This is a genomic window from Streptomyces sp. LBL, from assembly GCF_029893585.1.
Classification (GTDB): domain Bacteria; phylum Actinomycetota; class Actinomycetes; order Streptomycetales; family Streptomycetaceae; genus Streptomyces.
In genome coordinates this window covers 227,716-252,689 of record NZ_JARXYX010000001.1, presented here as the reverse complement: position 1 = coordinate 252,689, position 24,974 = coordinate 227,716, and the positions used below count along the sequence as shown (strand labels likewise).

General features: G+C 71.1%; 28 protein-coding genes. 15 read left to right on the top strand and 13 right to left on the bottom strand.

Annotated features, from left to right (window positions below; all coding sequences use genetic code 11):
• Window positions 1-103: 103 nt before the first annotated feature.
• From M2271_RS01175 to tgmB, 6 genes are all read left to right on the top strand, one after another.
• Window positions 104-1,468, top strand: coding sequence for an FAD-dependent oxidoreductase (locus M2271_RS01175; protein WP_280885137.1), 1,365 nt, complete (start codon window positions 104-106; stop codon window positions 1,466-1,468).
• Between the two features lie 346 nt (window positions 1,469-1,814).
• A complete protein-coding gene (locus tag M2271_RS01170; protein ID WP_280885136.1) occupies window positions 1,815-2,006 on the top strand; it encodes a hypothetical protein in 192 nt (63 codons plus the stop codon).
• 96 nt (window positions 2,007-2,102) lie between these two features.
• Window positions 2,103-3,203 carry a hypothetical protein gene (locus M2271_RS01165; protein ID WP_280885135.1) on the top strand — a complete coding sequence of 367 codons (1,101 nt, stop codon included), beginning with the start codon at window positions 2,103-2,105 and terminating at the stop codon, window positions 3,201-3,203.
• Between the two features lie 303 nt (window positions 3,204-3,506).
• Window positions 3,507-3,812, top strand: a complete 306-nt coding sequence (locus M2271_RS01160) for a YkvA family protein (protein WP_280885134.1) — start codon at window positions 3,507-3,509, stop codon at window positions 3,810-3,812.
• A gap of 118 nt (window positions 3,813-3,930) precedes the next feature.
• Window positions 3,931-4,122, top strand: coding sequence for a putative ATP-grasp-modified RiPP (tgmA, locus tag M2271_RS01155; protein WP_280885133.1), 192 nt, complete (start codon window positions 3,931-3,933; stop codon window positions 4,120-4,122).
• A gap of 16 nt (window positions 4,123-4,138) precedes the next feature.
• Window positions 4,139-5,122, top strand: coding sequence for an ATP-grasp ribosomal peptide maturase (gene tgmB / locus M2271_RS01150; protein ID WP_280885132.1), 984 nt, complete (start codon window positions 4,139-4,141; stop codon window positions 5,120-5,122).
• Between the two features lie 7 nt (window positions 5,123-5,129).
• On the opposite strand, the gene M2271_RS01145 is transcribed toward tgmB, so the two are convergent.
• On the bottom strand, window positions 5,130-5,348 hold the full coding sequence (locus tag M2271_RS01145; protein ID WP_280885131.1) for a hypothetical protein: 219 nt from the start codon (window positions 5,346-5,348) through the stop codon (window positions 5,130-5,132).
• A 109-nt stretch (window positions 5,349-5,457) separates the two neighbouring features.
• On the opposite strand from M2271_RS01145, the gene M2271_RS01140 reads away from it, so the two are divergent.
• Window positions 5,458-5,649: a hypothetical protein gene (locus M2271_RS01140; RefSeq protein ID WP_280885130.1), complete on the top strand. Its 192-nt coding sequence runs from the start codon at window positions 5,458-5,460 to the stop codon at window positions 5,647-5,649.
• Window positions 5,650-5,685: 36 nt separating this feature from the next.
• Here the strand turns inward: M2271_RS01140 and M2271_RS01135 are convergent, their stop codons facing one another.
• From M2271_RS01135 to M2271_RS01125, 3 genes are all read right to left on the bottom strand, one after another.
• Window positions 5,686-5,943: a DUF5133 domain-containing protein gene (locus tag M2271_RS01135; protein ID WP_280885128.1), complete on the bottom strand. Its 258-nt coding sequence runs from the start codon at window positions 5,941-5,943 to the stop codon at window positions 5,686-5,688.
• 212 nt (window positions 5,944-6,155) lie between these two features.
• Entirely contained in the window at window positions 6,156-6,701 is a 546-nt protein-coding gene (locus M2271_RS01130) for a hypothetical protein (protein ID WP_280885127.1), read from the bottom strand.
• Between the two features lie 23 nt (window positions 6,702-6,724).
• Window positions 6,725-7,321, bottom strand: coding sequence for an ATP-binding protein (locus M2271_RS01125; protein ID WP_280885126.1), 597 nt, complete (start codon window positions 7,319-7,321; stop codon window positions 6,725-6,727).
• A 186-nt stretch (window positions 7,322-7,507) separates the two neighbouring features.
• Between M2271_RS01125 and M2271_RS01120 the strand changes: the two genes are divergently transcribed.
• On the top strand, window positions 7,508-7,738 hold the full coding sequence (locus M2271_RS01120) for a DUF397 domain-containing protein (RefSeq protein ID WP_280885125.1): 231 nt from the start codon (window positions 7,508-7,510) through the stop codon (window positions 7,736-7,738).
• A gap of 99 nt (window positions 7,739-7,837) precedes the next feature.
• A complete protein-coding gene (locus tag M2271_RS01115; protein WP_280885124.1) occupies window positions 7,838-8,755 on the top strand; it encodes a helix-turn-helix transcriptional regulator in 918 nt (305 codons plus the stop codon).
• A 17-nt stretch (window positions 8,756-8,772) separates the two neighbouring features.
• On the opposite strand, the gene M2271_RS01110 is transcribed toward M2271_RS01115, so the two are convergent.
• From M2271_RS01110 to M2271_RS01085, 6 genes are read right to left on the bottom strand one after another with little or no spacing between them, the layout of a single operon-like run.
• Window positions 8,773-9,081, bottom strand: a complete 309-nt coding sequence (locus M2271_RS01110) for a hypothetical protein (RefSeq protein WP_280885123.1) — start codon at window positions 9,079-9,081, stop codon at window positions 8,773-8,775.
• Window positions 9,082-9,113: 32 nt separating this feature from the next.
• On the bottom strand, window positions 9,114-10,175 hold the full coding sequence (locus tag M2271_RS01105; protein ID WP_280885122.1) for an ABC transporter ATP-binding protein: 1,062 nt from the start codon (window positions 10,173-10,175) through the stop codon (window positions 9,114-9,116).
• Complete coding sequence (locus M2271_RS01100; RefSeq protein ID WP_280885121.1) at window positions 10,168-11,181, bottom strand: ABC transporter ATP-binding protein; 1,014 nt, start codon at window positions 11,179-11,181, stop codon at window positions 10,168-10,170. The genes M2271_RS01105 and M2271_RS01100 overlap by 8 nt, the downstream gene beginning before the upstream one ends.
• Window positions 11,178-12,137: an ABC transporter permease gene (locus M2271_RS01095; protein WP_280885120.1), complete on the bottom strand. Its 960-nt coding sequence runs from the start codon at window positions 12,135-12,137 to the stop codon at window positions 11,178-11,180. The genes M2271_RS01100 and M2271_RS01095 overlap by 4 nt, the downstream gene beginning before the upstream one ends.
• Before the next feature lie 14 nt (window positions 12,138-12,151).
• Window positions 12,152-13,081: an ABC transporter permease gene (locus tag M2271_RS01090; RefSeq protein WP_280885119.1), complete on the bottom strand. Its 930-nt coding sequence runs from the start codon at window positions 13,079-13,081 to the stop codon at window positions 12,152-12,154.
• Window position 13,082: 1 nt separating this feature from the next.
• Entirely contained in the window at window positions 13,083-14,600 is a 1,518-nt protein-coding gene (locus tag M2271_RS01085) for an ABC transporter substrate-binding protein (protein ID WP_280885118.1), read from the bottom strand.
• A gap of 327 nt (window positions 14,601-14,927) precedes the next feature.
• Here M2271_RS01085 and M2271_RS01080 point away from each other — a divergent pair, with 327 nt between their 5' ends.
• Complete coding sequence (locus tag M2271_RS01080) at window positions 14,928-15,908, top strand: 2-hydroxyacid dehydrogenase (RefSeq protein WP_280885117.1); 981 nt, start codon at window positions 14,928-14,930, stop codon at window positions 15,906-15,908.
• A 30-nt stretch (window positions 15,909-15,938) separates the two neighbouring features.
• Here M2271_RS01080 and M2271_RS01075 read toward each other — a convergent pair whose 3' ends face one another.
• The gene (locus tag M2271_RS01075; RefSeq protein ID WP_280885116.1) at window positions 15,939-16,739 is read right to left on the bottom strand and encodes an IclR family transcriptional regulator; all 801 of its coding nucleotides are present in this window, start codon (window positions 16,737-16,739) and stop codon (window positions 15,939-15,941) included.
• A 173-nt stretch (window positions 16,740-16,912) separates the two neighbouring features.
• Between M2271_RS01075 and M2271_RS01070 the strand changes: the two genes are divergently transcribed.
• From M2271_RS01070 to M2271_RS01060, 3 genes are read left to right on the top strand one after another with little or no spacing between them, the layout of a single operon-like run.
• Complete coding sequence (locus M2271_RS01070) at window positions 16,913-18,187, top strand: glucarate dehydratase family protein (RefSeq protein WP_280885115.1); 1,275 nt, start codon at window positions 16,913-16,915, stop codon at window positions 18,185-18,187.
• A 7-nt stretch (window positions 18,188-18,194) separates the two neighbouring features.
• Window positions 18,195-19,274, top strand: coding sequence for a 2-hydroxyacid dehydrogenase (locus tag M2271_RS01065; protein ID WP_280885114.1), 1,080 nt, complete (start codon window positions 18,195-18,197; stop codon window positions 19,272-19,274).
• Window positions 19,275-19,278: 4 nt separating this feature from the next.
• The gene (locus M2271_RS01060; RefSeq protein ID WP_280885113.1) at window positions 19,279-20,196 is read left to right on the top strand and encodes a 5-dehydro-4-deoxyglucarate dehydratase; all 918 of its coding nucleotides are present in this window, start codon (window positions 19,279-19,281) and stop codon (window positions 20,194-20,196) included.
• Between the two features lie 244 nt (window positions 20,197-20,440).
• Here the strand turns inward: M2271_RS01060 and M2271_RS01055 are convergent, their stop codons facing one another.
• Window positions 20,441-21,259 (bottom strand): SAM-dependent methyltransferase, encoded by an 819-nt coding sequence (locus M2271_RS01055; protein ID WP_280885112.1) that lies wholly within the window; start codon window positions 21,257-21,259, stop codon window positions 20,441-20,443.
• A gap of 263 nt (window positions 21,260-21,522) precedes the next feature.
• On the opposite strand from M2271_RS01055, the gene M2271_RS01050 reads away from it, so the two are divergent.
• On the top strand, window positions 21,523-22,404 hold the full coding sequence (locus M2271_RS01050; RefSeq protein WP_280885111.1) for a Gfo/Idh/MocA family oxidoreductase: 882 nt from the start codon (window positions 21,523-21,525) through the stop codon (window positions 22,402-22,404).
• 119 nt (window positions 22,405-22,523) lie between these two features.
• Here M2271_RS01050 and M2271_RS01045 read toward each other — a convergent pair whose 3' ends face one another.
• A complete protein-coding gene (locus tag M2271_RS01045; RefSeq protein WP_280885110.1) occupies window positions 22,524-23,423 on the bottom strand; it encodes a GNAT family N-acetyltransferase in 900 nt (299 codons plus the stop codon).
• A gap of 314 nt (window positions 23,424-23,737) precedes the next feature.
• On the opposite strand from M2271_RS01045, the gene M2271_RS01040 reads away from it, so the two are divergent.
• Window positions 23,738-24,940 (top strand): glycoside hydrolase family 64 protein, encoded by a 1,203-nt coding sequence (locus M2271_RS01040; RefSeq protein WP_280885109.1) that lies wholly within the window; start codon window positions 23,738-23,740, stop codon window positions 24,938-24,940.
• The last annotated feature ends 34 nt before the right edge of the window (window positions 24,941-24,974 follow it).

The window sequence follows — 24,974 nt, the reverse complement described above, 5'->3', positions numbered from 1 at the left end:
GTCGGCTTATGAGCTCATAGACCGGACCCTCGTACCAACTAAGGCTTGCCTCAGCTTAGGCTTCCCGTCGAGTCGATCTATCGCCGCTCGAAGGGAACTGATCATGCCTCGCCCCCTGCGGGTAGCCATCGTCGGAGCGGGTCCTGCCGGGATCTACGCCGCTGACGCCCTGCTCAAGTCCGAGGTGGCCACCGACCCCGGTGTGTCCATCGACCTCTTCGAGCGGATGCCGGCCCCGTTCGGACTGATCCGTTACGGCGTCGCACCCGACCACCCCCGCATCAAGGGCATCATCACCGCCCTCCACCAGGTGCTCGACAAGCCCCAGGTCCGTCTCTTCGGCAACGTCGACTACCCGACCGACATCAGCCTGGACGACCTGCGCGCGTTCTACGACGCCGTGGTCTTCTCCACGGGCGCGACGGCCGACCGTGAGCTGTCCGTTCCGGGGATCGAGCTGGCCGGCTCGTACGGTGCCGCCGACTTCGTGTCCTGGTACGACGGCCACCCGGACGTGCCGCGCACCTGGCCGCTGGAGGCCGAGAAGGTCGCCGTCCTCGGCGTCGGCAACGTCGCCCTCGACGTGGCACGCGTCCTCGCCAAGACCGCGGACGAGCTGCTGCCGACGGAGATCCCGCCGAACGTGTACGAGGGCCTGAAGGCCAACAAGGCCATGGAGGTCCACGTGTTCGGCCGCCGTGGCCCGGCACAGGCGAAGTTCAGCCCGATGGAGCTGAGGGAGCTGGACCACTCCCCCAACATCGAGGTCATCGTCGACCCCGAGGACATCGACTACGACGAGGGCTCGATCGAGACCCGGCGCGGCAACAAGCAGGCCGACATGGTCGCCAAGACCCTGGAGAAGTGGGCCATCCGCGACGTCGGCAACCGCCCGCACAAGCTGTTCCTGCACTTCTTCGAGTCGCCGACCGAGATCCTCGGCGAGGACGGCGAGGTCGTCGGCCTGCGCACCGAGCGCACCGCCCTGGACGGCACCGGAAATGTGAAGGGCACCGGCGAGTTCAAGGACTGGGACGTCACGGCGGTCTACCGCGCGGTCGGCTATCTCTCCGACAAGCTCCCCAAGCTGCCCTGGGACCTCGAGTCGGGCACGGTCCCGGACAAGGGCGGCCGGGTCATCCAGGAGAGCGGTGAGCACCTGCAGTCGATGTACGTCACCGGCTGGATCCGGCGCGGTCCGGTGGGCCTGATCGGGCACACCAAGGGCGACGCCAACGAGACGGTGTCGAACCTGCTGGACGACTTCGCGAACGGCCGTCTGCACACACCGGCCGCACCCGCCCCCGAGGCGGTGGAAGCGTTCCTCGCCGAGCGCGAGGTCCGCTTCACCACCTGGGAGGGCTGGTACAGGCTGGCCGCCGCGGAGAAGGCGCTGGGCGAGCCGCAGGGCCGCGAGCGCGTGAAGCTCGTCGAGCGTGAGGACATGCTCAGGGAGAGCGGCGCGTAACCGGAGTGGCACCGACCGGTGACAGCGACGGGTCCGGGGGTTCGCCCCCGGGCCCGTTCGTCGTCGCGCCAGGGGGTTCGCCCCGGGCCCCGTTCGTCGTCTCGCGGCCCGTGACCGCGACCCGTGACACGGTGCTGACTGTCCTGCGGGCCACCCTGGTGAACAGGGCCCGCCCCGATGCGGATGGTGGACGGACCCTGTTCGACCAGTCATTGTGCGGGTGCTGTCGTTGTCGGGGCAGGAGTGGACGGCTGCTCTCCGGAGCGGTGACCGCGCACCCCCGGCGCCCGGTGCGCGCCCCGTGTGAAGCGTCCCTGGGCAGCAGGGCCGGTTGCGGCAGGAGACCGTGCGTCTCACTCTGCGGCCCCTGAAGGACAGCACGCCGACGGACCGCAAGGACACGCGGGTGACCAGCACGACGACCCTGCGGTTCGACGACTTCGGCACGGAGGTCGACGTGCAGCCGCCGCCCGCGGGCCAGACGGCCGACGTGGCCCGTCGGCTCGCCGACGCGACGAAGTCGCCGCAGGCGGGCTGAGCGCCCGCCGACCCGGTCCGGGGACCCCGGGTGACCGTCGGCGCGGGCGGGCGGCGATACTGAAAGACGCACGTGCCCCCGCCACCAGATGGATTCATGCCGACCTCCCCCGCCGTCCGTCCGACCGTCCCCCTCACGGTGTGGCTGGCCCGTGGCCGCCACACGGGACCCAGCCCGCTGGACACCGTCCGCAGCACTCTGCGGCGGCTCAAGGAGGCGGGCACCATCGACGACTTCCTGGCACCGGCCGAGGCCGAGCACGCCCCGGAGCAGGTCTTCGAAGCCCGCTGGAGGGCCCCCGACGGCGTGACCGTACGGGCCAGGCTCACGGTCGTCGCCGAAGCGGAGACCGGACCGGAGTGGATGCTGACGGCGGAGGCGGAACGTCCGTGGGACCAGCGGTGGCCCTCCCCCGCCACCGTGTTCTGGCCCGACGCTCCGGACGCCGAGTGGGACCACGACATCCCCACGGGACTGCGACTGCGGGACGTCAACCGCCTCCCCGAGGACGACAAGGCCATGCGACGGCTGTTCCGGGACGCCGTGCGCGGCAGCTGGAACATCCACGTCGTCGTGCACGAGGCGATGACCCCGGACGAGCGCGGCCGGAAACCGCTGGCCGAGCTGTTTCCCGGGAGTCTTCGGCATCGGGTGGTCGAGCACCGTGCCGCCCCGCAACAGCTGCGAGCCGTGAACTGGGCCCTGAAGGAGATCGGCGTGCAGGTGCCGCGGGGCGGCGCTGTGGTACTGCCCCCGGCACCGGGCCCGGTCGGCCGCGGCGGTGCCGGCGCCGAGTTCGCCGTGCGCAGTGTCTTCCTCGACGGATCGCAGCCCTCGGACCTGGTCGAGGCGTTGATGCGGTTCACCGCATCGGACAGACCGCTCCCGGACGGGGCCGAGGAGGCCGTGACCGCGCTACGGGAGCAGTGGCGTCTGCTGAACCTGGAGGAGGAGCTCGCCCGCGAGCGGGCGCTCGTCGCCAGGTACTCCGATGCGCTGGACGCCATGACGAAGTCCCGTGACCTGTATCGGGAGGCCGCCGAACGGGCCCACGAGGCGCTGACCGCGTACCGCGAGTCCGCGGCCGCCCTCCCCGAGCCCCCGCACCCGCCTTCCGCCCCCGCCGCGTCCCCGTTCCAGCAGCTGACCCGCACCCTGGAACGCCTCAAGGGTGCGAAGACGAAGGACTCACCCTAGGAAACACCTGGTACGTGTGGGTCTTTGGAGTGTGGAAGGCCCGCTGAGGCAGCGCCGGCAGGCGGGTCACGTCCTCACCGCGCCGCACTGGGCCACGGATCGCCTCCCCCTGCACCGTGCGGCACTCGGACGCCGCGCGGATCGTCTCGTCCGCGCCGGCGACGTCCCTCGGCGTCGGGTCAGTTGAGCGAGGCGTCGGCCGACGCGTGGGACACGTTTTCGACAGGCCATACCGGCGCCCGGAACGGGAATCCGTCAAGGGGCGGACGCACCGCGCGGGCCGCCCGGACGAGGAGGCCCCCCGTGGACACGACCAGCACCGTGCTCGTAGTCGCCGTGACCCTCGCGGCGCTGGTACTGGCCGTCGCGATCGCCCTGCTGGTGCGGCTGGTGCGGACCCGGCGCACGCTGCGGCGGGCGGGACTTCCCACCGGCCCGCGCTGGGTCTTCTGGGGCGCCCTGGCGTACTTCGTGCTGCCGACGGACCTGCTGCCCGATCCGGTGTACCTGGACGACATCGGCGTACTGCTGCTCGCACTGCGCAGCCTGCGCGCACCCTCCGGCGGACACGCGCCGGAGGCCTCCCGCGGCCATGACTACGCTCCGTAAGGAAACCAATCACCCGTTCGATTCGTATAAGTCTCTGGAAAGCCCGAGAAGGCGGCGGACCAAGGGGGCCGCGGGGGCGGCCGTCGTTCGATCGAGCAGCACCGGTGAGGGAGAGACGATGCAACCGTTCGCGCTCAACTACGCACGTCCGGCAGGGGAGTTGGAAGTCACGATTTTGTACGCTTACGACTCCGGACTGCAGTTGAACGTGCTCTTCGACGGGCGGATCGCCGCCTGTGACCACGGCCTGATGAGGGAACTGGGGACCACGACCTCCACCGCTGGCTCCAAGACGCACTTCGACGACTGAACACGGGCCCGAGACCATGACCGTGTTGATTCTGACCAGCGAAGAGGACGTCACCGCCGACATGGTGGTCGTGCACCTCAACGCGTCCGGGGTTCCGGTGGTCCGGCTCGACCCCGCCGATCTGACCGGCGGGGTCGCGCTGTCCGGCGAGTACGTTCACGGCGCGTTCCGCGGCCATCTGTCGGCCGCGGGACGCCTGGTGAGCATCGACGGCCTGCGCTCCATCTGGGTGCGCAGGCCGGGAACACCGGGCGCGCGCGCAGCCGCGCCCTCCTCCTGGCTGACCGAGGAGGCGTCCCAGGCGCTCTACGGCATGCTGCGCGGCAGCGACGCATTCTGGATGAACCATCCCGACGCGGCCCGGCGGGCCCGGCACAAGCCCTGGCAGCTGCGGCTCGCCCAGCGTTCGGGCCTGCCGGTGCCGGCCACGCTCATCACGACGTTCCCGCAGGCGGCCCGGGAGTTCGCGGCGCGCTACCCGGATCTGGTGGTCAAGCCGGTCTCCGGCGCCCATCCGCAGGATCCGCCCCGCGCGGTGCCGACCAGCCGGGTCGCTCCGGACACCGACTTCTCCGCGGTGGCCTACGGCCCGACGCTGTTACAGCGGCGCGTCGCCAAGCGGGCCGACATCCGCCTCACCGTGGTGGGCGACCGGATACTGGCCGCCCGCAAGGCGATCAGGGACGACGCGGACCCGGACGAGGTCGACGTCCGCTTCGCGGTGAACACCTTGTCCTGGTGCCCCGCCGACGTCCCGCCGCGCGTCGCAGCCGCCGTGCGGGCGTACATGGAGGGCGCGGAACTGGCGTACGGCGCGTTCGACTTCGCCGAGGACGCGGACGGCACCTGGTGGTTTCTGGAGTGCAACCAGTCGGGGCAGTTCGGCTTCGTCGAGGTGGACACCGGTCAGCCGATCGCCCGGAGCGTCGCCGAGTGGCTGGCCCGGCCCGATCCGCAGCGGCGGGCCGCGGCCGACGGTGCCGACAAGGAGGTGAGGTGAGGCCTGGTCAGTAGGGGCGCGGGCCGGGCAGGGCGGCTCGCTGCCATCCCGCGCCCTGGGAGGCCGGGCGGTCGGGGGGCAGGCCGGGGCCGGGGCCGAAGGACTGCTGCGGGCGCATGACGTACTCCAGTTCCCTGGTCACGCGCTCGGCCTCCCTGCGTGTCTGAGTGGGGACGTCGCCGCGTTCCGCGACGAGTCGGTCGTAGATGGGGGAATCCTGGAACACCCGTCAACACGCCTTTCGTGTTACGCCCATCAGTACGGGCACGACTGCCGAGTGTAAGCGCCCCCACCCACAGGAAGGCGAATTCCGGTGGAGGTCTTGACGCCACCGTGTGAAGCGTGCGCGTGCCAGGCCCCGGCCCGGCCGCGACGGTGACGGGTCCGACGGCGACGACGGCGGCCAGGACATGCGGGGTCAGCAGGAACTTGGCGAACGGTTCCGCCCGGTGGTCGGCACCACGCTCCAGGCGTACCGCGCCGCGTTCCACGCGAGGACCGTCGCCGTCCCGGGGCCGCGGCGCTGACCGGCCCCTTCCGCGGCGGCCCCGGGACGGCACGCCTCACACGGCGAGCTGCAGCCCGTCCTCCCCGCCCCTGTCCGTCGGGGTGGATGCCGTGCCCCCGGCGGCAAGGAGCAAAGCGTCCGCCCTGGCGACCGCCTCGTGGATGTCGGTGGTCGCCATCATCACGCAGAGCGTGTAGGTGACGTCCTCCAGTTCACGTGCCGTCGCCTCCCTCTCCCTCTCCGCCTGAGCGATCCGCAGCGATGCGTAGCGAGTCAGCAGCTTCCTGACGACCTTCGGGTCCGGAACGAGCACGTAGCGCCCCTCTCTCGAGTTTTCACCGCGTATGCCCGATGGACGGCGGACCATTCACTTCCGGTGCTCCCCGGCGCACAATTGGCGCAATTCCATTACTTCTTGCCCGGTGTCCGCGCCGGCGTACGCCGTCAGGCGACCTGCTGCCGCTGCGTGCTGGAGAGCCGGGCGCCGAGTGCGCCGACCGAGGCGTGCGGACGCGTCCGTTGCCGCTACTCGCCGAGGGCGCGGGCGAGTTCCGTGGTCGCTCGGGCGATGTCGGCGTCCTCTTCGGCCATCAGTTCCCGCAGGGCGCCGCGCCGGTCCCGGACGGCCTGCCGTGCCTTGCGCTCCCACACGACGTGGTTCTCACGGTGGTTGAGCAGCTTGGGGTAGACGGCGGCCGTGTTCTCCCACTGGCGGGCGTCGGCGATGCTCTTGAGCAGCTGGATGATCTCCGCGCGGCAGGTCACGTGGGGCAGTTGGGCGAGTTCCCACAGGAAGGGGACCGTGGCGGCCGTCGCCTGTTCCACCACGAAGCCGTACTGACAGACACGGGTGCGCAGATCAGCGAGGGCCGCCCGGGCGGTCTCGGGGTCTCCGCAGGCCACGGTGGTGAGAAGCAGGGGGACGGCGGCCGCGCAGCCGGTGGAGTCCTGGATCTCGCGCCATGGCACCCGGTCCAGGGCCGTCAGGGGCGTGGTCGTGGCCACCCCGCTCGGCGGCTGGTGGTGGTGGGTGCGCTCGGTGCTCTGTCTCTGTGTCGGAGCGGTGCGCATGGCGTGGGGCCTTTCCGCGGCGGTCATGTGGGGGTGGGAGGAGGACAGGTCGACAGCCTGGCCCAGACGGTCTTGCCGGCCGGGGACTTCGGGGTCCAGCCCCATTCCTCGGCAAGGGCGTCGACGATGAACAGGCCCCGGCCGTTCTCCGGCAGACCGGAATGGTCGGCGGCTGTGAACTCGGGCGGGTGGTCACCGGAGTCGGAGACGGTGAGCAGCACATGGGCGGGACCCCACAGGATCCCCAGCCAGATCTCCGCCTCGGTCGCGGAGGCACCGGGCAGCGCGTGCACCACTGCGTTGGCGGCGAGTTCAGTGATCACGAGAGCGGCGTCGTCGCTCCGGTGGTCGAGCGACCAATGGCCCAGGGTGGCCCGGGTGAAGGCCCGGGCCAGGGCGAATCCTTCAGCACTGCGCCTGATGCGCAGGGCGGCGGAGCAGGGGACGCCACTCGGGAGGGCCGGCCTCGGGGCCGGTCGCTCAGGGGATCGAGCTGTGCGCGGCTGCGGCGAGGGGTCGCCGGCCAGGGACGCTCCACCCGCGCCGGGCGCAGCCCGACCCGGCTGCCGGAGCACGGGGTTCGCAGCTGCTGACACGGCGTCTCCCTGATGCGACATCAAGACGGGGCGCCACCACAGGGGTTGACGCCGTAGCTATTATCCACGCAGACAGCGTCCGCGTGCAATTGCACGAGAAATTGCACGAAAGACAGGTGGGACGGACGGGGCCGGGGGAACCCGGCCTGTCCCGTCCGGGGCGGCCGGGCACAGTGCCCGGCGAGGAATGTGAACACCAAGGAGACTGTGGTGGCACCAGTGCGGAACGGAGTGCGGGCGAGTTCGCTGGACGCCTGCTGGATCAAGAGCCGACACAGCAACGCCGAGGGCAACTGCGTCGAAGTGGCCACGCTGGTCGAAGGGGGTATAGCGCTGCGCAACTCCCGTGATCCCGACGGGCCCGCCCTCGTCTACACGCCGGCCGAGGTGGCTGCGTTCGTCGCCGGAGCGAAGGAGGGCGAGTTCGACCATCTCCTGTGAGGGAAAGGTCAACTCCCTTGCGGACGTGGGGGGATGCGATGCGACACTACGCAGTGCGATAGTCTGAGTCGTCTCTGTGCCGGTTTACTGGGAGTCAGGATGCCCCCCGAGTCACCTCGCATCTCCCGCCTGCAGCCGTACCTGGACCGGCCCGAGCCGGCTCCCACTCTGCTGAAGATGCTGGTCGGCGTGCAGCTGGCGGGTTTCCGCGAAGATGCCGACCTCACCCAGGAGCAGGCGGCGCGGGCCCTCAGGTTCAGTCCGGCGAAACTGTCGCGCATCGAGTCGGGCAAGGGCCGGCGGCCCCCGGCGGAGAACGACGTCCGCGCACTGCTGGAGCTGTACAGCACCGACGACTACGAGGCGTCGATGCTCCTCAAGCTGCTCCAGCGCGCCGGTGAACCAGGCTGGTGGCAGCGCTACGACAAGCGGTTGATGCCCGAGTGGTTCGACCGGCTGGTGGGCCTGCAGGAGGCCGCTGCCGCGATCCGTACCTTCGAGATCCAGTACGTGCCGGGCCTGCTGCAGACCGCGGACTACACCCAGGCGGTGGTGGCGCGGGGTCTGCCCTCGGCGGCGGCGAGCGAGGTACGGCGCCGGGTCGAACTGCGCACCCGCAGGGCGCAGTTGCTGGAGCGGACGGACGCGCCGCAACTGTGGGCGGTCCTCGACGAGTCGGTCCTGCTGCGCATCCTCGGCAGCCGCGAGGTGATGCGGGAGCAGCTCAGGCATCTGATCGAGAGGGCCCAGCGCCCGAACGTGACGGTGCAGATCGTGCCGCTGGACGTGACGGCCGCCTCGGCTCCGTCCATCCCGATCACCTATCTCCGCTTCGGCGGCCTCGACCTGCCGGACGTGGTGTACCTGGAGCACATCAAGAGCGCCAACTTCCTGGAGGACCGCGACGAGACGGAGGAGTACCGGCTCGCCCTGGACCGGCTGGCCAACGAGGCGCTCGAACCCCGGGACTCCATACGGTTGCTGGAGGACACGCTGAAACAGCGCTACGGCGGCTGAGCCCCTGAGAAGCAGAGTTACGGCGGCTGAGTTCCCGACGTGCACCGGACGCCCCCCACCATGTGGGAGGCTCGTCCGCACAGTTCCGCCGGCCCCGTCCCGAGGGATGGCCCGCCCCAGGTGGTGAGGCCTACCAGCGCCCATCCCGCGCCCCGCAGGTCCGCGTGTCCGCCGTCCAGCATCAGCACCGTGGCGGTGACCCCGATGGCGAGCAGCACCACCACCACCACCGGGGTGAGCGATGGGTCGACGATGGCGATCACCGGGGCGGCCGACAGGCCGAGTCCGAAGCCGATGGACACCTGGAACAGCGCCCCGACCGCCACGGTGACGAAGAGCAGTACGAGTTACGGCGGGCTCATTCCTCCGCGGGCTCGGCGTCCAGCGGGAAGTGGCACAGTGCCTGGTGCGGCTCCTGCCCGCTGCCCGCCGCGGTGTCGCGGGTGACGACCGGGGGCGCGTGCTCGGCGCACCGCTCCTCGCTCTTCCAGCAGCGGGTCCGGAACCGGCAGCCCGACGGGATGTCGAACGGGGAGGGGATCTCCCCACGCAGTTGGATCTCCTCGCCGTGCGCCGCCCCGGACGTGCGGAGGGTGGGCGCGGCCGACATCAGAGCGGCGGTGTAGGGGTGCACCGGCCGGTCGAAGACGTCCTCGGTGTGGCCGTGTTCGATGACCTTGCCCAGGTACATCACCGTCACCCGGTCGGCGAGGTACTTGACCACCGACAGGTCGTGGGAGATGAAGACGTAGGAGACACCCAGCCGCTCGCGCAACTCCGAGAGCACATTGAGCACTTGGGCCTGCACCGACAGGTCCAGGGCGGACACCGGCTCGTCGCACACGATGAGGTCGGGGTCGAGGGCCAGCGCGCGGGCGATGCCGATACGCTGCCGCTGCCCGCCGGAGAACTCGTTCGGATAGCGGTCGGCGTCGCTCTCCCGCAGCCCGACGAGCGACAACAGCTCGCGCACCCGCCGGTCCCGGTCCCCCGCCGTGGGCACGATGTCGCGGTGGGTGCGCCACGGCTCGCCGATGAGGTCGGCCGCGGACATCCGGGCGTTGAGCGAGGCGAACGGGTCCTGGAACACCATCTGCACCCGGCGCCGCCAGGCCAACAGCTCCCTGCCCTTGAGGGCGAACGGATCGGTGCCGTCGAAGCGTACGGTTCCCGAGTCCGGCCGCTCCAGCCCGAGAATCACGCGGGCCAGGGTCGACTTGCCGCACCCGGACTCACCCACCAGACCAAGGGTTTCCCCGCGGCGGAGGGTGACGTCGACTCCGTCCAGCGCGGTCAGGCGCCGGCGCCCGTGACCGAAGGACTTGGTCACCCCGCTGACCTCGAGCAGCGGCGGGGCGGTGGCCGGCGCCCCGGCCCGCGGATGCGCGGCGGTGGCGTCGGAGAGAGGGGTCTCAGGCACGGTCGAGCTCCTCGGAGAAGTGGCAGGCGGCCGTCCGCGCGGCCCCGGCGGACACCGGCCGGGGGCGCTCCCGGACGCAGATGTCCCGGGCCATCGGACACCTGGCCTGGAAGACACAGCCGGACGGGATCGCGCTGAGCTCGGGCGGACTCCCCGGTACGGAGGGCAACGGGCGTCCCCGGACGGCGTGTTCGGGTACGGAGTCCAGCAACGCCTTGGTGTAGGGATGGCGGGGGCGGGCGAACACCTCCGCCACCGGGCCGGTTTCGACCACGTTGCCCGCGTACATCACCACCACGTCGTCCGCCCGTTGGGCGACCACCGCCAGGTCGTGGGTGATGAGCACCAGCGCCATGTCCCGCTCGGTCTGCAGGTCCCGCAGCAGCCGCATGATCTGCGCCTGCACGGTCACGTCGAGCGCGGTCGTGGGCTCGTCGGCGATCAGCACATCGGGGTCCAGGGCGACGGCCATCGCGATCAGCAGACGTTGACGCATTCCGCCGGAGAACTGGTGCGGATACGAACGGGCCCGCAGCCGCGGCTCGGGGATGCCGACACGGCGCATCAGCTCCACCGCCTCCTCCGCGGCCCGGCGCCGGGACAGCCCGCGGTGGATGCGGAACGGCTCGGCGAGCTGCCTGCCGACCGGCTGCACCGGGTTGAGCGCGGTCAGCGCGTCCTGGAAGACGATCGACAGCACAGGCCCGGCGAGCTTCCGCCGCCCCGCCTCGCCCAACGTCAGCACATCGGTTCCGGACACCCGTACGGATCCGTTCGTCACCTCGGCCATCGGGTCGAGCAGCCCGACGATGGACAGCGCGGTCATCGACTTCCCGCAGCCCGATTCGCCCAGCAGCGCCAGGGTGCGCCCCCGGCGCACGCTGAAGCCGACGCCGTCCACGGCGCGTACGGTCCCGGACGGGGTGCGCAGATCGACGCAGAGCCCCTCGACTTCGAGCGCCGGACGGCCGGTCGCGGCGGGCGCGGGCAGGGTGGACGACTTCACGCGATCATCTCCGGGGGAACAACGGCTCGGTTGCCGCGCCGTTTCCTGGGCAGGGTCAGACGCCAGCGCTGGGCGGGGTCGGTGGCCAGGCGTACCCAGGCGGCGAGGACGGTGGCCGACACCGTGGTGAGCACGATCGCGACTCCCGGCAGCACCGCGATCCACCAGGCCGTCTGGAGGTACTGGCGTCCCTGGGCCACCATCAGCCCCCAGCTCACATCGGGGGGCTGGATGCCGATGCCGAGGAAGCTCAGGCTGGACTCGGTCAGCATCACGAAGCAGAAGTCGAGCGTGGCCACGGTCAGCAGCGTCGGCAGCGCGATCGGCAGGATGTGGCGGACGATGATGTGCCGGGCGGGCGTGCCGAAGGTGCGGGCCGCGTCGACGAACAGACGGCTCCTGAGCTCGGCCGACTCCGCGCGAGCGGTGCGCAGATAGACCGGGATGCGCGCCACGGCCAGGATCAGCACGATGTTCAGTGCGCTGGGCGAGAACACGTACAGCACGACCACCGCGATCAGCAGGGAGGGGAAGCTGAGGATGACATCGGCGACGCGCATCGCGACGTTCTCGCGCATCCCGCCGTGATACCCGGCCCACATCCCCAGCGCGGAGCCGATCAGCAGCGAGCACAGCACCGCGGGCACCGCGACGGACAGCGTCGTCCCGGCGGCGTCCACCAGCCGGGCCAGCACGCTGCGCCCCAGCACGTCCGTGCCGAGCAGCCCGTAGAAGCCGTGGTCGAGGGAGGGCGGGCGCAGCGAGGCGAGCAGGTCCTGTCGTACGGCGTGGTCGCCGATGAACAGCCGGCCGAAGATCGCGACGAGGAACACCAGGGTGAGGATGACGGCGGCGACGGCCGCGGCCCGGTCCCTGCCGAGCAGCAGCCACCAGCGGGGCGGACGGGTTCGCGGCGGGGCGGCCGTATCGGCGGGTCGGGGTGCGGTATCGGTCATGGTGGGCCTTTCGCTCACGCCGGCACCGCCTGGCGTACTCGGGGGTCGATCAGGGCGTGGCAGACGTCGACGAGGATGTTCAGCGCGAAGATCGTCACCGCGGTCAGCAGGACTGCGGCCTGCAACACCGCGAAGTCGCGTTGCAGAATCGAGTCGATCATGAGCTTGCCGATACCGGGCCAGCCGAAGATGGTCTCCACCACCACCGCGCCGTTGACCAGACCGACGGCGAGGTCACCGCCGACGGTCAGCACGGGGGTGACGGAGTTGCGCAGGGCGTGCCCGAACACCACGCGCCTGGCGTCGGCCCCCTTGCTGCGGGCGACCTTGACGTACGGCGCGGACAACGCGCCGACCATGCTCCCGCGGACCACCTGGACCAGCACGCCGAACGGGCGGATCAGCAAGGTGGCGATGGGCAGCACCCAGATCTCGGGGCCGCCGAGCGTGCCGGAGGTCGGCAGCAGGTCCAGGCTCACTCCGAAGACCAGCACCCCCATGATCGCGAACCAGAAGTCGGGGATGCTGGCCGCGGTCATCGACAGCAGACCGGCGATCCGGTCGACAAGCGAGTTGGGCCGGTAGGCGGCGAGGGATCCGACCACGAGCGCGCCCAGGATCGCCAGCAGCATGGTCACCCCCGCGAGTTGGAGGGTGACGGGGAACGCCTTGAGCACCATCGAACCGGCCGACTCCCCGGTACGCAGCGAGGTGCCGAAGTCCAGGTGCGCGGCATTGGCGAGGTAGTCCCAGAGCTGTACCGGAACGGAGTCGTCGAAGCCGTGGGCGGCGGAGAAGTCCGCGCGCTGCTGGGCGGTGGCGCTCAGCGGCAGATAGAGGTCGACGGGGTTGCCGGTCATACGGGCCAGGCAGAACACGCCCAGCACCACGAAGACCAGGGGGATCGCGCTGGAGATGATGCGCTTGCGCAGGAAGGACGCCATATCAGTGCTTCCCCGCCTTCGTGGGCGCGACCTCGGACAGTCGCATCTCGTCCCCGGTCGCGGAGTTGGGCCGGTACCGCACGGACGGCGACAGGCCGAGCAGTCCGCGCATATGGGCCAGGTAGGCGTACTGCGCGACCTCGGTGTTCTGGTAGGCGAGCACCGAGGCGAACGCCTTCTGCCGGTCCTTCCCGGAACGGGTGTCCGCCGTGGCGATGCGCCGGTCCAGCTCCGAGGTGCCGAAGGTGGACTGCGGGCCCTCGCTCAGCAGGTACTGGCTGGTGGTGAAGGCCGCGTCCCCGGCCTGGTTGCCGTGCATGATCAGCAGCGCCACCGGCCCGACGCCGCGGGGAAGCGGGCGCAGTTGGTACTGGAGATGGGTCGCGGTGTCCGCCATACGAATCCTCACGTTCAACCCCACCTTCGACATCTCGTACTGCAGGGCCTCGGCCACCTCGGCGATTCCGGCGAACTGGCCGTTGCGCGCGACGAGGGTGATCCGCCGGTGGACCGGGACACCGTCGGCCGCCGCCCGCTTCACCAGCGCACGGGCCGCGGCCACGTCGTACGGGGTGGGGGTGAGGTCGTCGTTGTGGCCGACCACACCGGGCGGGACGAGTTGCGCGGCGGGCTTGGCCAGTCCGCCGAGCAGGGCCTCGACGATGCCCTTGCGGTCGATGGCCATGCCGATCGCCCTGCGCACCCGGACGTCGTTCAGGGGTGCCTCGCGGCCGTCCAGCCGCAGGGCGGTCGTCTCGTTGTTGGGGTAGGCGACGGTGTTGCCCCCGGTGGCGTCCATGGGGTCCAGCGACGTCGCGATGTCGGCCTCGCCCTTTTCGATCATGGCGGCGCGGACACTGGCGTCGCTGCGCCAGACGTACCGGGCCCGCGGGTAGGCGGGCGCCTTGCCCCAGTACTTCGCGTTGCGGGCGAGGGAGATCGAGACCCCGGTCTGCCAGGACGTGACGGCGTAGGGCCCGGTCCCGATCGGTATGCGCACCTTGGCCTTGGTGCTGGTGGTCCGCGGCACGATCTCGACGAAGCTGAGCCGCAGCGGGAGGATGGGGTCGGTCTTCTCGGTGGTGACGGTCAGTCGGGTGGGGCTGACGGCACGCACCGTGAGCTTCTCGTCGCCGAAGACATAGCCGTCCACATTGCAGGCGAGATCGGAGTTGACGGCGCGGTCGATGGAGAAGGCGGCGTCCTCGGCCGTGAACGGCCGGCCGTTCTGGAAGGTCACGCCCGAACGGATGTCGAAGGTCCACATCGTGGGCTTCGTCTGCCGCCAGCCGGTCGCCAGCAGCGGTTCCAACTTGCCCGAGGAGGGCTCCCGTTCAACCAGTGGTTCGGTGATGTTGGAACGGACGACGACGCCGGTCGCGGTCAGCGAGGACTCGCAGGGCTCCAGCGTCGGGGGTTCCTGGGTGAGGACCACCCGCAGGGTGCGGCCGTCCGCGCTGCCCGCATCGCCTGCGGAGTCACTGTTCGCCACGGCGCACGCGCTGGTCAGCAGCGTCATGCCCGCGATCACCAGGCTGCTGAGTCGGTGTGCCCGGCGTGGTCGCGGGCGTGGGGTGAAGGGTACGGAGGGCTTCATCGTCGGCGTATCTCCGATGGTGCTGACGTGTTGACTCCGGAGACGCGACCGCCAAGTGGCTGTCTATACTTGCGTACCCGGTTTACATTTGTAGACGCTGAAGCTAAACGCGACCTGCAGAAGCGTCAAGACATCTGACAAAAGGCGCCGGTTGAGCGAGCCTCCCGGCGATTCCACGACAACGGGAGTGACACCCATGCCCCGCACGACACCCAGCCCCCGCCGTCCCCGCCCGGCAGGGGGAGCGGCATGACCGGAACAGCGCACCGCGGCACCGTCCTCCAGGTCTGCGCACTGCTGCCGACCCTGGAAACCGCACTGGCCGCACACCACCACACCGTGCGGCTGGCCGAACTGCCCGATCCCGACGGCTATCTGCGGGACCACGGCGGCGAGGTGGTGGCCGCCGTGACCAGCGCCCGGATCGGCATGCCCGACGAACTGATGGACGCCCTGCCCGCGCTCGGCGCGATCGTCCACTTCGGAGTCGGCTACGAGACCACCGACGTGGCCCGGGCCCGGGCGCGCGGCATCGACGTCAGCAACACCCCGGACGTGCTCACCGACTGCGTCGCCGACCTCGCCGTCGGCGCGCTGATCGATGTGATGCGCCGACTGTCGGCCGCCGACCGTTTCGTCCGCCGCGGCGCGTGGACCTCGGCCGCCTTCCCGCTGTCGGCCAAGGTGAGCGGAAAACGCGTGGGCATCCTCGGGCTCGGCCGGATCGGCCGCGCCATCGCCCGGCGGCTCGAAGGCTTCGGCGTCGAACTCCTCTATCACTCGCGCACCCCCGCCGCGGACGTGGACTACGCCTACATGTCCTCGCCCGCCGCGCTCGCGGCGGAATGCGACGTGCTGGTCGTGGCGGTCTCCGGAGGCGGCGCCACCCAGGGTCTGATCTCGGCGGACGTGCTCGACGCGCTCGGGCCCCGGGGCTACCTGGTCAACGTCTCACGGGGAAGCGTCATCGACGAACCGGCCCTGGTGTCCGCCCTGGTGAACGGCGGGATTGCGGGCGCCGCCCTGGACGTCTTCGCCCATGAGCCCGAGGTACCGCCGGCCCTGCTGGAGTTGGACAACGTCGTACTGCTCCCGCACATCGCCAGCGCCACCGAGGAGACGCGCCAGGAGATGGGGGAACTGACCTTCCGCAACCTGCACCAGTTCATGACGGAGGGCACGCTCGTCACACCGGTGCCCGCGCTACCGGAGCCCCGTACGGCGGGCTGAAAGGTCACGGTGCGTCATCCGCGGTGCCGGTCACCGCAGATGCGCCCGCTCCAGTTCCTCCCTGGCCTGGAACATCGCGGCCACGATGCGCTCCCGGTGTTCCTCGCTCAGCCGGACGGTGGGCACGGAGCAGCTGATGGCGTCCTCGGCCGGACTGCTGTAGCGCAGGGCGAAGCCGAAGCACACCACGCCCTCGATGTGCTCCTCGTCGTCGATCGCGTAGCCGCGCTTGCGGACGGCGTCGAGGTGTTCCCGCAGGGCGGCGTGGTCGGAGATGGTCCGGGCGGTGTACGAGGGGAGGACCGGGGGCAGTTCCCGTTCGAGGTACGCGGGGGGCTGCTCGGCCAGCAGCGCCTTGCCGAGGGCCGAGGCCTGTGCGGGCAGACGCCGTCCCACCCGGCTGAAGGGACGCAGGTAGTGGCGGGACTCGCGGGTGGCCAGGTACACGATGTCGGGGCCGTCCAGCCGGGCGAAGTGGGTGGTCTCGCCCAGTTCCTCCGCGAGCCGGTCAAGGACGGGACCGGCCAGGCCGAGCCGGGCGTCGGTGTCCAGGTACCGGGTGCCGGTGAGCAGCGCGCGGATGCCGATGCTGTAGAAGGAGTTGGTGGCATCGGTGCGGACCCAGCCACAGGCCACCAGGGTCTGGAGCAGGGCGTAGAGGCTGGAGCGGGGCACACCGGTTTTTTCGGAGAGCTCCCGCAGCCGTACCTGTTCGGAGCCGCCGTTGGCGAGGATCTCCAGCACCTGGACGGTCCTCGCGGCGGACTTCACCTCGCGGACCCCGCCCCCGCCCCCGCCGTCCGCGTCGGCGGGCTCGCCCCTTCCCCGCATGCGTCCCTCTCCGTTGCTCACGCCGGAACGTGGTCGTCCGCCCCCGTCCCGGGACGGAAGGCGGCGCCGGTCGATTCTAGTGCCGAATCGTCAGCTGCATCCGCCGGATCATTGACAGCGCCACCGGTCCTGTTTACAAATGGAGACAGCAGCTACATATGAGGACGGTGTTCATGGGCAGGACGGCTGAACGCATCGCCGACGTCACGGTCACCCCCGTGGCCTTCCGGGACCATCCCCTGCTCAACACGGTGGGAGTGCACGAGCCGTACGCGCTGCGCACCATCGTCGAGCTCACCACGGAGGGCGGTGTCACCGGCATCGGCGAGAGCTACGGCGGAACCGTGCACCTGGAGCGCCTGCGCCGGGCCGCCGAGAAGCTCGTCGGCCTGGACGTCTGGAGCCTGAACGACCTGATGGCGCGCACCCGCCACGCCCTCGGACCGGACACCGCCGGCGGCGACGGCATGTCCGGCATGGTCACCGGCAGCAACACCGTGGACCGCGTGGTGTCCCCGTTCGACGTCGCCTGCCTGGACATCCAGGGCAAGCTGGTGGGACGGCCGGTCAGCGACCTCCTCGGCGGCGCCGTGCGCCCCGCCGTGCCGTACAGCGCCTACCTCTTCTACAAGTGGGCCGGGCACCCCGGCCAGAGGGACGACGACTGGGGCGCCGCGCTCGACCCCGAGGGGCTGGTGGAACAGGCCCGGCGGATGATCGACCAGTACGGCTTCTCCTCCGTCAAGCTCAAGGGCGGCGTCTTCCCGCCCGACGAGGAGATCGCCGCGATACGCGCCCTACGGGCGGCCTTCCCCGACCTGCCCCTGCGGCTGGACCCCAACGCCGCCTGGAGCGAGGAGACCTCGCTCCGCGTCGCCCGCGAACTCGACGGAACCCTGCAGTACCTGGAGGACCCGACGAAGGGCATGGCCGGCATGGCGGCCGTGGCGCGGCAGACCGACACCCCCCTGGCCACCAACATGTGCGTGGTCTCCTTCAACGACCTCGCCCCCGCCATCGCCCAGGGCGCGGTGGGCATCGTGCTGTCCGACCACCACTTCTGGGGCGGCCTGCGCCGTTGCGCCCACCTGGCCACCATCTGCCAGACGTTCGGCCTGGGGCTGTCCATGCACTCCAACTCCCACCTCGGCATCAGCCTCGCCGCGATGACCCATCTGGCAGCCGCCACCCCGGAACTGACCTACGCCTGCGACACCCACTGGCCGTGGAAGCGGCCGGACGAGGACGTGATCTCGCCGGGAGTCCTGCGGTTCACCGAGGGGCGGGTCGAGGTGCCCACCGCCCCGGGGCTCGGCGTGGAGCTGGACCGGGACGCGCTCGCCCGGCTGCACCGGCAGTACCTCGACTGCGGGGTGCGCGACCGCGACGACACCGGCTACATGCGCCGCTTCGATCCGGCCTTCGAGTCCAGGACGCCCCGGTGGTGATCACGGCATGCGCATCATGCTCAACCACCGGATCCTGAGCCGGTTCACCGAACGGCTGAGGACCGAGGCCGGGGGCGGACACGACTGGCTGGCCGCCTCCGAGTGGGCCCCGGAACGGATCGCCGCCACCATTGAGGACATCGACGTGTACGTGGGCGCACAGCTCACCGAGGACGCCGCGCGGCGAGCCCGGCGACTGCGGCTCGTCCACGTGGTCGGCGCGGGCTACGACGGCATCCCCCTGGACACGCTGCGGCCGGAGGTGACCGTGGCCAACACCCACCACCACGGCAGGTCGATCGCCGAACACGTGCTGATGTGCGTGCTGATGCTGTCCCGGCGCGTCCTCACGGCCGACCAGGAGCTGCGCGCGGGACGGTGGCGGAACGTCGCCGTCGACTCCGCGCTGCCCTTCGGGAACACCCTGCGGGGGCGGCGCGTCGGCATCATCGGATTCGGCGAGACGGGAACGGAGATCGGCCGGCTGTGCCAGGCGGTCGGCCTGGGCGTACGGGCCGTGCGCCGCGATCCGTCGGCCCGCCTGCCGGACGGTCTGCGGCCGGACTGGGTGGGCGGTACGGACCGGCTGCCACAGCTGCTGGCCGAATCCGACATCGTCGTCGTCACCGTACCGCTCGGCCCCGCGACCCGCGGACTGATCGGACCGGCCGAACTGGCCGCGATGGGCCGCCACTGCCTGCTCGTCAACGTCGCCCGCGGCCCGGTCGTCCAGGAGGAGGCCCTGTACGAGGCGCTGTGCGCCGGCACCATCGCCGGCGCCGCCCTCGACGTGTGGTGGGCCGGCCCGCCGCACGCGCCGAGCCGCCTGCCGTTCCACACCCTGCCCAACGTGGTGATGACACCGCACAACTCCGGGCACACCGAGGAGACCTTCGAGGCCCGCGCCACGGAGATCGCCGCCAACATCGTCCGCCTGGAGCAGGGGAGCCGCCTCACCAACGTGGTGCGCGCCGGGCGGGTCCCGGCCGCGCCCGGCGCCCCCGCCGGCCACGGACCCCGCCACCACCGCGGCCACGACCCCGCACCGCCGCCCGCCGCCGCCCCGTCGCCCGTCAAGGAGCCCTGACCCCATGTTCGAAGGCGTTCTGTTCTTCCCTGTCACCCCCTTCACCGCCACCGGAGAAGTCGACTACGAGGGCTTGAGGACACACATCGGCACGGGGGTGGACGCCGGCCCGGGTGCCGTCTTCGTCGCCTGTGGCACCGGTGAGTTCCACGCCCTGGACACCGAGGAGTACGCCCGTGTGGTGCGGACCGCCGTGGAGGTGACGGGCGGCCGCGTCCCGGTCTACGCGGGGGCCGGCGGTGCCCTCGGCCTGGCCCGCGGCTTCGCCCGGCGCGCCGCGGAGGCCGGTGCGGACGGCCTGCTGCTGATGCCCCCGTACCTGGTCGAGGCTCCCGGCGCGGGCCTGGTCGCGTACACCCGCGCCGTCGCGGAGACCACCGGCCTGCCGCTGATCGTCTACAACCGGGGCAACGCGCGGTTCGACGAGGAGTCGGCCGTGGACGTCGCCCGGATCGCGGCCGTCAGCGGTTTCAAGGACGGCACCGGCGACCTCGACCTCCTCGCCCGCATCATCCCGGCCGTGCGCGCCGAACTGGCCGGAACCGGCAAGGAGTTCCACTTCTTCAACGGGATGCCGACGGCCGAGGCCAGCCAGCTCGCCTACCAGGCCCTCGGCGTCGACCTCTACTCATCGGCCGCCTTCGCCTTCGCCCCCGACCTCTCCCTGGCGTTCCAGCGTGCGCTGGAGGAGAACGACCGGCCGCTCGTGGACGCTCTCCTGCGGACCTTCTTCCACCCCATGGTCCGGCTCCGCAAGCGCGTACCGGGGTATGCGGTCTCCCTGGTCAAGGCAGGGGTGACCCTGGAAGGCGGAGCCGCGGGCCCGGTGCGGCCGCCGCTGCTCCCGCTGACCCCCGAGGAGTGCGCGGAGCTGGCGGCCATCATCGCCGACGGCCGCAGCGCGCTGGCCGCGGCCGGCTGAGCGCGAAAGCCCTTTCGGGACGGCCGGGTTGCTCAGCAGCTCATCACGGCTGGCGCCGGCCACGGGTCGGCGCCAGCCACGGGGCGACACCGGTCGCTGTGGCCGACGGCGAGCCGTCCGGCTCCGTGCCCGGGCGACCTGGCCGGCTTCGGGCGCGTCTACGAGGAACTGACGCTCCAGCAGCAGACGTCACGCGACTACTGACAATCAACCACTGATGCGGGACAGCGGTACTCCAGCAGTACTAGACGATCTGGGCCACGCCACCGAACTCTATCCACTCGTGGGTGAGCTGACGTGGCGTCACCTCGGAGTCGGGCCGCCAGGTGGAGACCTCCACCAGACCGGGGTCGAGGATCTTCATGCCCTCGAACCACTGGGCCACGTCCTTCTCCTGGCGCACCCGGCCCCAGTGGCCCTGGGTCGCCTGGTCCATGAAGTCGGTGACGAACGTGCGGACCTCGGGGTCCTCGCTGACCAGCTGGCACATCACCAGGTAGCTGCCGGGCACCAGCCGTTCGGAGACGCGGCGGACCACCGAGAGGGGTCCGTCCGTGTCGCTGTCGGGGATGCAGTGCATCACCGAGTTGAAGAGCACGGCGACCGGCTGGGTGAAGTCGATCAGGCGCGCGGTGTCCGGGTGCGAGAAGATCTCGTCGGTCTCCCGCATGTCCGCGTGGATGACGGCGGTGCGCTCGTTCTGGTCCAGCAGCGCCCGGCCGTGGACCAGCACCATCGGGTCGTTGTCGACGTAGACGACGTGGGTGTCCGGGGCGTGGCGCTGGGCGACCTGGTGGACGTTGTCCTGGGTGGGCAGGCCTGATCCGTGGTCGAGGAACTGCCGTATGCCGTGGTCCTGCGCCAGCACCTTCACCACGCGCTGCAGGAAGCGCCTGTTGTTCACGGCGAGGCGGCGGGTGCTGGGAACGACCTTGTCGAGTTCCTCGCACGCCGCCCGGTCGGCCGCGTAGTTGTCCTTGCCGCCCAGATAGTGATCGTACATCCGCGCGGCCGTGGGCACGGCGGCGTCGATCGACGTTAACAGCTGCTTACCGGTCTGCATCTTTCCCCCAGCTTCATGCCACGCCAACTGGCCTGGCAGGACAGGGAGTCCATCCTAGAGACCGCACGTCGGCGGTTGCCAGCCCGGGCACCGACCGTCACCGCACGAACGACGCGGTGAGCCGGAGGTACCAGTATTTTGGTCGCCGTCCCGGCGCCGCCGGGGCTTGCGCATCCGCCCTTCCCGTGTGCGACGCTCGGCCTCGACCGGTCGGCCGCCCGCCTCCGGTCCCCACCAGGTCGTACGGCGTGAAAGGCGACGGTATGCGCATCGGACTGCTCGGCACGGGCCCCTGGGCCCGGATGGCCCATGCTCCCGCTCTGCAGGAACATCCGGGGGTGGACTTCGCCGGGGTGTGGGGGCGCCGTCCCGACGCGGCCAAGGAACTGGCCGACCTGCACGGCACGCGGGCGTACGACGACGCGGACGCGTTGCTCGCCGACGTGGACGCCGTGGCGATCGCCCTGCCTCCGGGCGTGCAGGCCGAGCTCGCGGCCCGGGCCGCGCGGGCGGGCCGTCATCTGCTGCTGGACAAGCCACTCGCCATGACGGTCGAGGAGGGGCGGGCCGTGGTCGACGCCGTCCAGGACGCCGGTGTCGCCTCGGTCGTCTTCTTCACCAACCGTTTCCTGTCCGAGCCCGAGGCGTGGATCACCGAGCAGGCCGGGGTGGAGGGCTGGTTCACCGCGCGGGCGCAGTGGCTGGGCTCGGTGTTCACCAGTGACAGCCCGTTCGCCGACTCGCCGTGGCGGCAGGAGAAGGGCGCCCTGTGGGACGTGGGTCCGCACGCGCTGTCCGTACTGCTGCCGGTGCTCGGCGATGTCCGGCGGGTGGCTGCCGCGGCGTCCGGTCCCGGGGACACCGTGCACCTGGTCCTGGACCACTCCGGCGGTGCGTCGAGCACCCTGACGCTGAGTCTCACGGCGCCGCCCGCGGCGGCCGGGGCGGCCGTCGAGCTGCGGGGCGAGGCGGGGGTGACGCTCCTTCCGGAGGGTTCCGAGGGAGTCCTGCCCGCCCTCACCCGAGCCGTGGACGCCCTGCTCGACTCCGCCCGCACGGGCCGCCCGCACCCGTGCGACGCCGCGTTCGCCCTACGGGTCACCGAGATCCTGGCGACGGCCGAAGCCGTGCTGAACGACGCCTGAACGTCCCGGCGGTTCCCGATCGGCAGGCCGGATCAGCGTGCCCGATCGGCAGACCCGATCAACAGGCCTCCCGGCACTGGCCGACGGCCGAACCGCCGGTCAGCGCCGGGACGGTTGGCTCAGCCGGTGGTGCGGCCGAGGTGGAAGTTCAGCCGTTCCCGTACGACGGGATAGCCGGCCTTGGCGAAGTTCACGGCCATCGGGACGTTCCCCTGGTCGGTGGCCGCGGAGACGAACTCGGCACCCCGCTCGACCAGGAAGTGGGTGCATTCCGCCAGGAGGTCGTAGGCGTAGCCATGTCCCCGCCGGTCCGGCAGTACCCCGATGAAGCCGACGCAGGGGCCCGCCGGGTTGTGCGCCGGGATGTGGATGCCGACCGGGTCTCCCTGGGGAGTGTGGGCGAGCTGCCACCACTCCCGCGGTGACGGGCACCAGTGGAAGAAGTCGAGTTCCTCCTGGGCCGCCTGGTCGAGTCCGCCCTCCTCGATGGCCTTGAGGGCGTGGGCGTCCAGGGTGTCGGAGTGGATGCGGCGCAGGGCGTCGCGGAACACCTCGTCGTCCGGTTCGGGCCGGAACACCAGTCGGCCGGGCCGCTCCGGCAGCCCGCACTCCGGGGTCCACCGGTACAGGAAGCGTTCCACCAGGAGTGCGTACCCGGCGTCGCGTACGGCGGTGAAGCGGGTCTGGGCGGCGGCGCGCAGGGCCGGGTCCTCGCGCCAGCTCCCGGGCAGGTTCATCTCGAGTTCGACCTGCCAGGGGGCGGTGCGCAGGAGTTCGGCGCCCGCTTCCTCCTCGCCCTCGGCCACGTCGAACCAGTTGACGGTGAGGGGTTCGGTGTCGTCGGGACCGCCCCACCAGGCGGCGCGCGCCACGACCTCGCCGTCGCGCAGGGCAACGCGCTTCCAGTCGGGGCGGTGCCGGGTGAGACGGTGCGCCTCACGAGCGTTCAGCGGGTCGGCCAGGGTGTCAAAGAGCGGTGCGTCGCGCTCGTCGAGCGCGCGGATGACCAGATCGGTCACGGGTTCCTCCGGGAGGCGTACTGCGGGGAGCGCTCCCGGTCAGCCGGAGCACGCCGGAGCAACGGAGAGGGAGCGCTGGGTGGATGTGAACTGCACGGCACTCGCCTCCTTCCGTCGGTCTCGGGGCGTGACGGCACACGCTACACCGGTCAAGCGACCCTCAACGCCGAATTAAACGCGGTCAGTTCTGTTTGCCGGGACGACGGCTGTATGTAGCATCGGGGCCCAACACGGCGTGAGAGCGCTCTCAGGATCCTTTCGGGCGCCCTCCTGTCGATGACGCACCCGCTCAACTGCTCCGGGAGGTCCCCCACATGACGCCTCGCCACCAGCGCTCCCTCGGCCGTCGCAAGCTCCTCTTCGCTCTCGGGGGCGCCGCGATGGCCGCGCCCGCCGTCGCCGCGCTCGCTCCGCCCGCCCTCGCGGACACCACCGACGATGCGCGGGCCACCGCGGCAGCCGGTGCTCTCCCCCTGACGATCGTCAACGACAGCGGGTCCTTCGACAACGCGAACGTCCATGTCTACATCGTGGGCAACCAGGACGGCAGGCAGGTCCGGGTCACCCCCGACGGCGCCCTCGCGCCCATCGCCGTGTCCGACAACGGCGCCGACGGCTACACCGACTACGCGATCGGCCTCTCCGGCAGCGGCGAGACCCGGCTGTCGCTGCCGTACATGTCCGGCCGGATCTACGTGTCCCTGGGCCAGAAGCTGAAGTTCAAGGCCGTCGCGGACGGGGCCGGCAACCCCGCCCTCCAGTACCCGGCCGGCTGGGTCGCCTCGGACCCCGGCTACGGGGTGCTGCACGACTGCGCCGAGTTCACGCACAACTCCTCCGGCATGTTCTGCAACACCACGATGGTCGACATGTTCAGCGTGCCGCTGAGCATCCGGCTGACCGGTGCGAAGGACCAGACGACGGGCGCGCTGCGGGCCTCGGGACGCGCGGACGTGTTCACCGCCGCGCGGCAGGTCGAGGAGTTCGCGCCGCTGGTCGTGGACGACACCCGGGTCATCGCGCCCGGCCACGGGCTCGACGCCGGCCTGTTCCCCAAGGACTACTTCGCGCCGTACATCGACGAGGTGTGGAGCACGTACACCGGCAAGGACCTCACGGTCACCACCAACGCGGGCACCTTCACCGGCCGGGTGCGCGGTGACCGGTTCACCTTCGAGGGGCCCGCGCCGGTCTCCTTCGCCCGGCCGTCGACGCGGGACGTGCTCTTCTGCGACGGCGCGCTCGCCGCCCCCAACGACGGCACGACCGGCCCGGTCGCCGCGGTGCTGGGCGCCGGGCTCAACCGTTCGACGCTGCTGAGCGCCCCCGCCCAGCCGACGACCGACCCCGCGTCCTTCTACCGGACCGCACTCACCAACCACTACGCAAAGGCGATGCACGCGGCCACCGCGGACGGCCGGGCGTACGGCTTCGCCTTCGACGACGTGGCCGACTTCGCCTCGTACATCCAGGACACCGCACCCACCGGCATACGGCTGACGCTCACGCCGTTCTAGGCCGGCGGCACGTCCTCCACGCCCGGACCACCGG

Bases quoted from the DNA above. Each gene is read 5' to 3' on its own strand.
- M2271_RS01175 (WP_280885137.1), top strand. From the start codon at position 104: ATGCCTCGCCCCCTGCGGGTAGCCATCGTCGGAGCGGGTCCTGCCGGG.
- M2271_RS01165 (WP_280885135.1), top strand. From the start codon at position 2,103: ATGCCGACCTCCCCCGCCGTCCGTCCGACCGTCCCCCTCACGGTGTGG.
- tgmA (WP_280885133.1), top strand. From the start codon at position 3,931: ATGCAACCGTTCGCGCTCAACTACGCACGTCCGGCAGGGGAGTTGGAA.
- tgmB (WP_280885132.1), top strand. From the start codon at position 4,139: ATGACCGTGTTGATTCTGACCAGCGAAGAGGACGTCACCGCCGACATG.
- M2271_RS01130 (WP_280885127.1), bottom strand. From the start codon at position 6,701: ATGCGCACCGCTCCGACACAGAGACAGAGCACCGAGCGCACCCACCAC.
- M2271_RS01115 (WP_280885124.1), top strand. From the start codon at position 7,838: ATGCCCCCCGAGTCACCTCGCATCTCCCGCCTGCAGCCGTACCTGGAC.
- M2271_RS01095 (WP_280885120.1), bottom strand. From the start codon at position 12,137: ATGACCGATACCGCACCCCGACCCGCCGATACGGCCGCCCCGCCGCGA.
- M2271_RS01090 (WP_280885119.1), bottom strand. From the start codon at position 13,081: ATGGCGTCCTTCCTGCGCAAGCGCATCATCTCCAGCGCGATCCCCCTG.
- M2271_RS01085 (WP_280885118.1), bottom strand. From the start codon at position 14,600: ATGACGCTGCTGACCAGCGCGTGCGCCGTGGCGAACAGTGACTCCGCA.
- M2271_RS01080 (WP_280885117.1), top strand. From the start codon at position 14,928: ATGACCGGAACAGCGCACCGCGGCACCGTCCTCCAGGTCTGCGCACTG.
- M2271_RS01075 (WP_280885116.1), bottom strand. From the start codon at position 16,739: ATGCGGGGAAGGGGCGAGCCCGCCGACGCGGACGGCGGGGGCGGGGGC.
- M2271_RS01070 (WP_280885115.1), top strand. From the start codon at position 16,913: ATGGGCAGGACGGCTGAACGCATCGCCGACGTCACGGTCACCCCCGTG.
- M2271_RS01065 (WP_280885114.1), top strand. From the start codon at position 18,195: ATGCGCATCATGCTCAACCACCGGATCCTGAGCCGGTTCACCGAACGG.
- M2271_RS01060 (WP_280885113.1), top strand. From the start codon at position 19,279: ATGTTCGAAGGCGTTCTGTTCTTCCCTGTCACCCCCTTCACCGCCACC.
- M2271_RS01055 (WP_280885112.1), bottom strand. From the start codon at position 21,259: ATGCAGACCGGTAAGCAGCTGTTAACGTCGATCGACGCCGCCGTGCCC.
- M2271_RS01050 (WP_280885111.1), top strand. From the start codon at position 21,523: ATGCGCATCGGACTGCTCGGCACGGGCCCCTGGGCCCGGATGGCCCAT.
- M2271_RS01040 (WP_280885109.1), top strand. From the start codon at position 23,738: ATGACGCCTCGCCACCAGCGCTCCCTCGGCCGTCGCAAGCTCCTCTTC.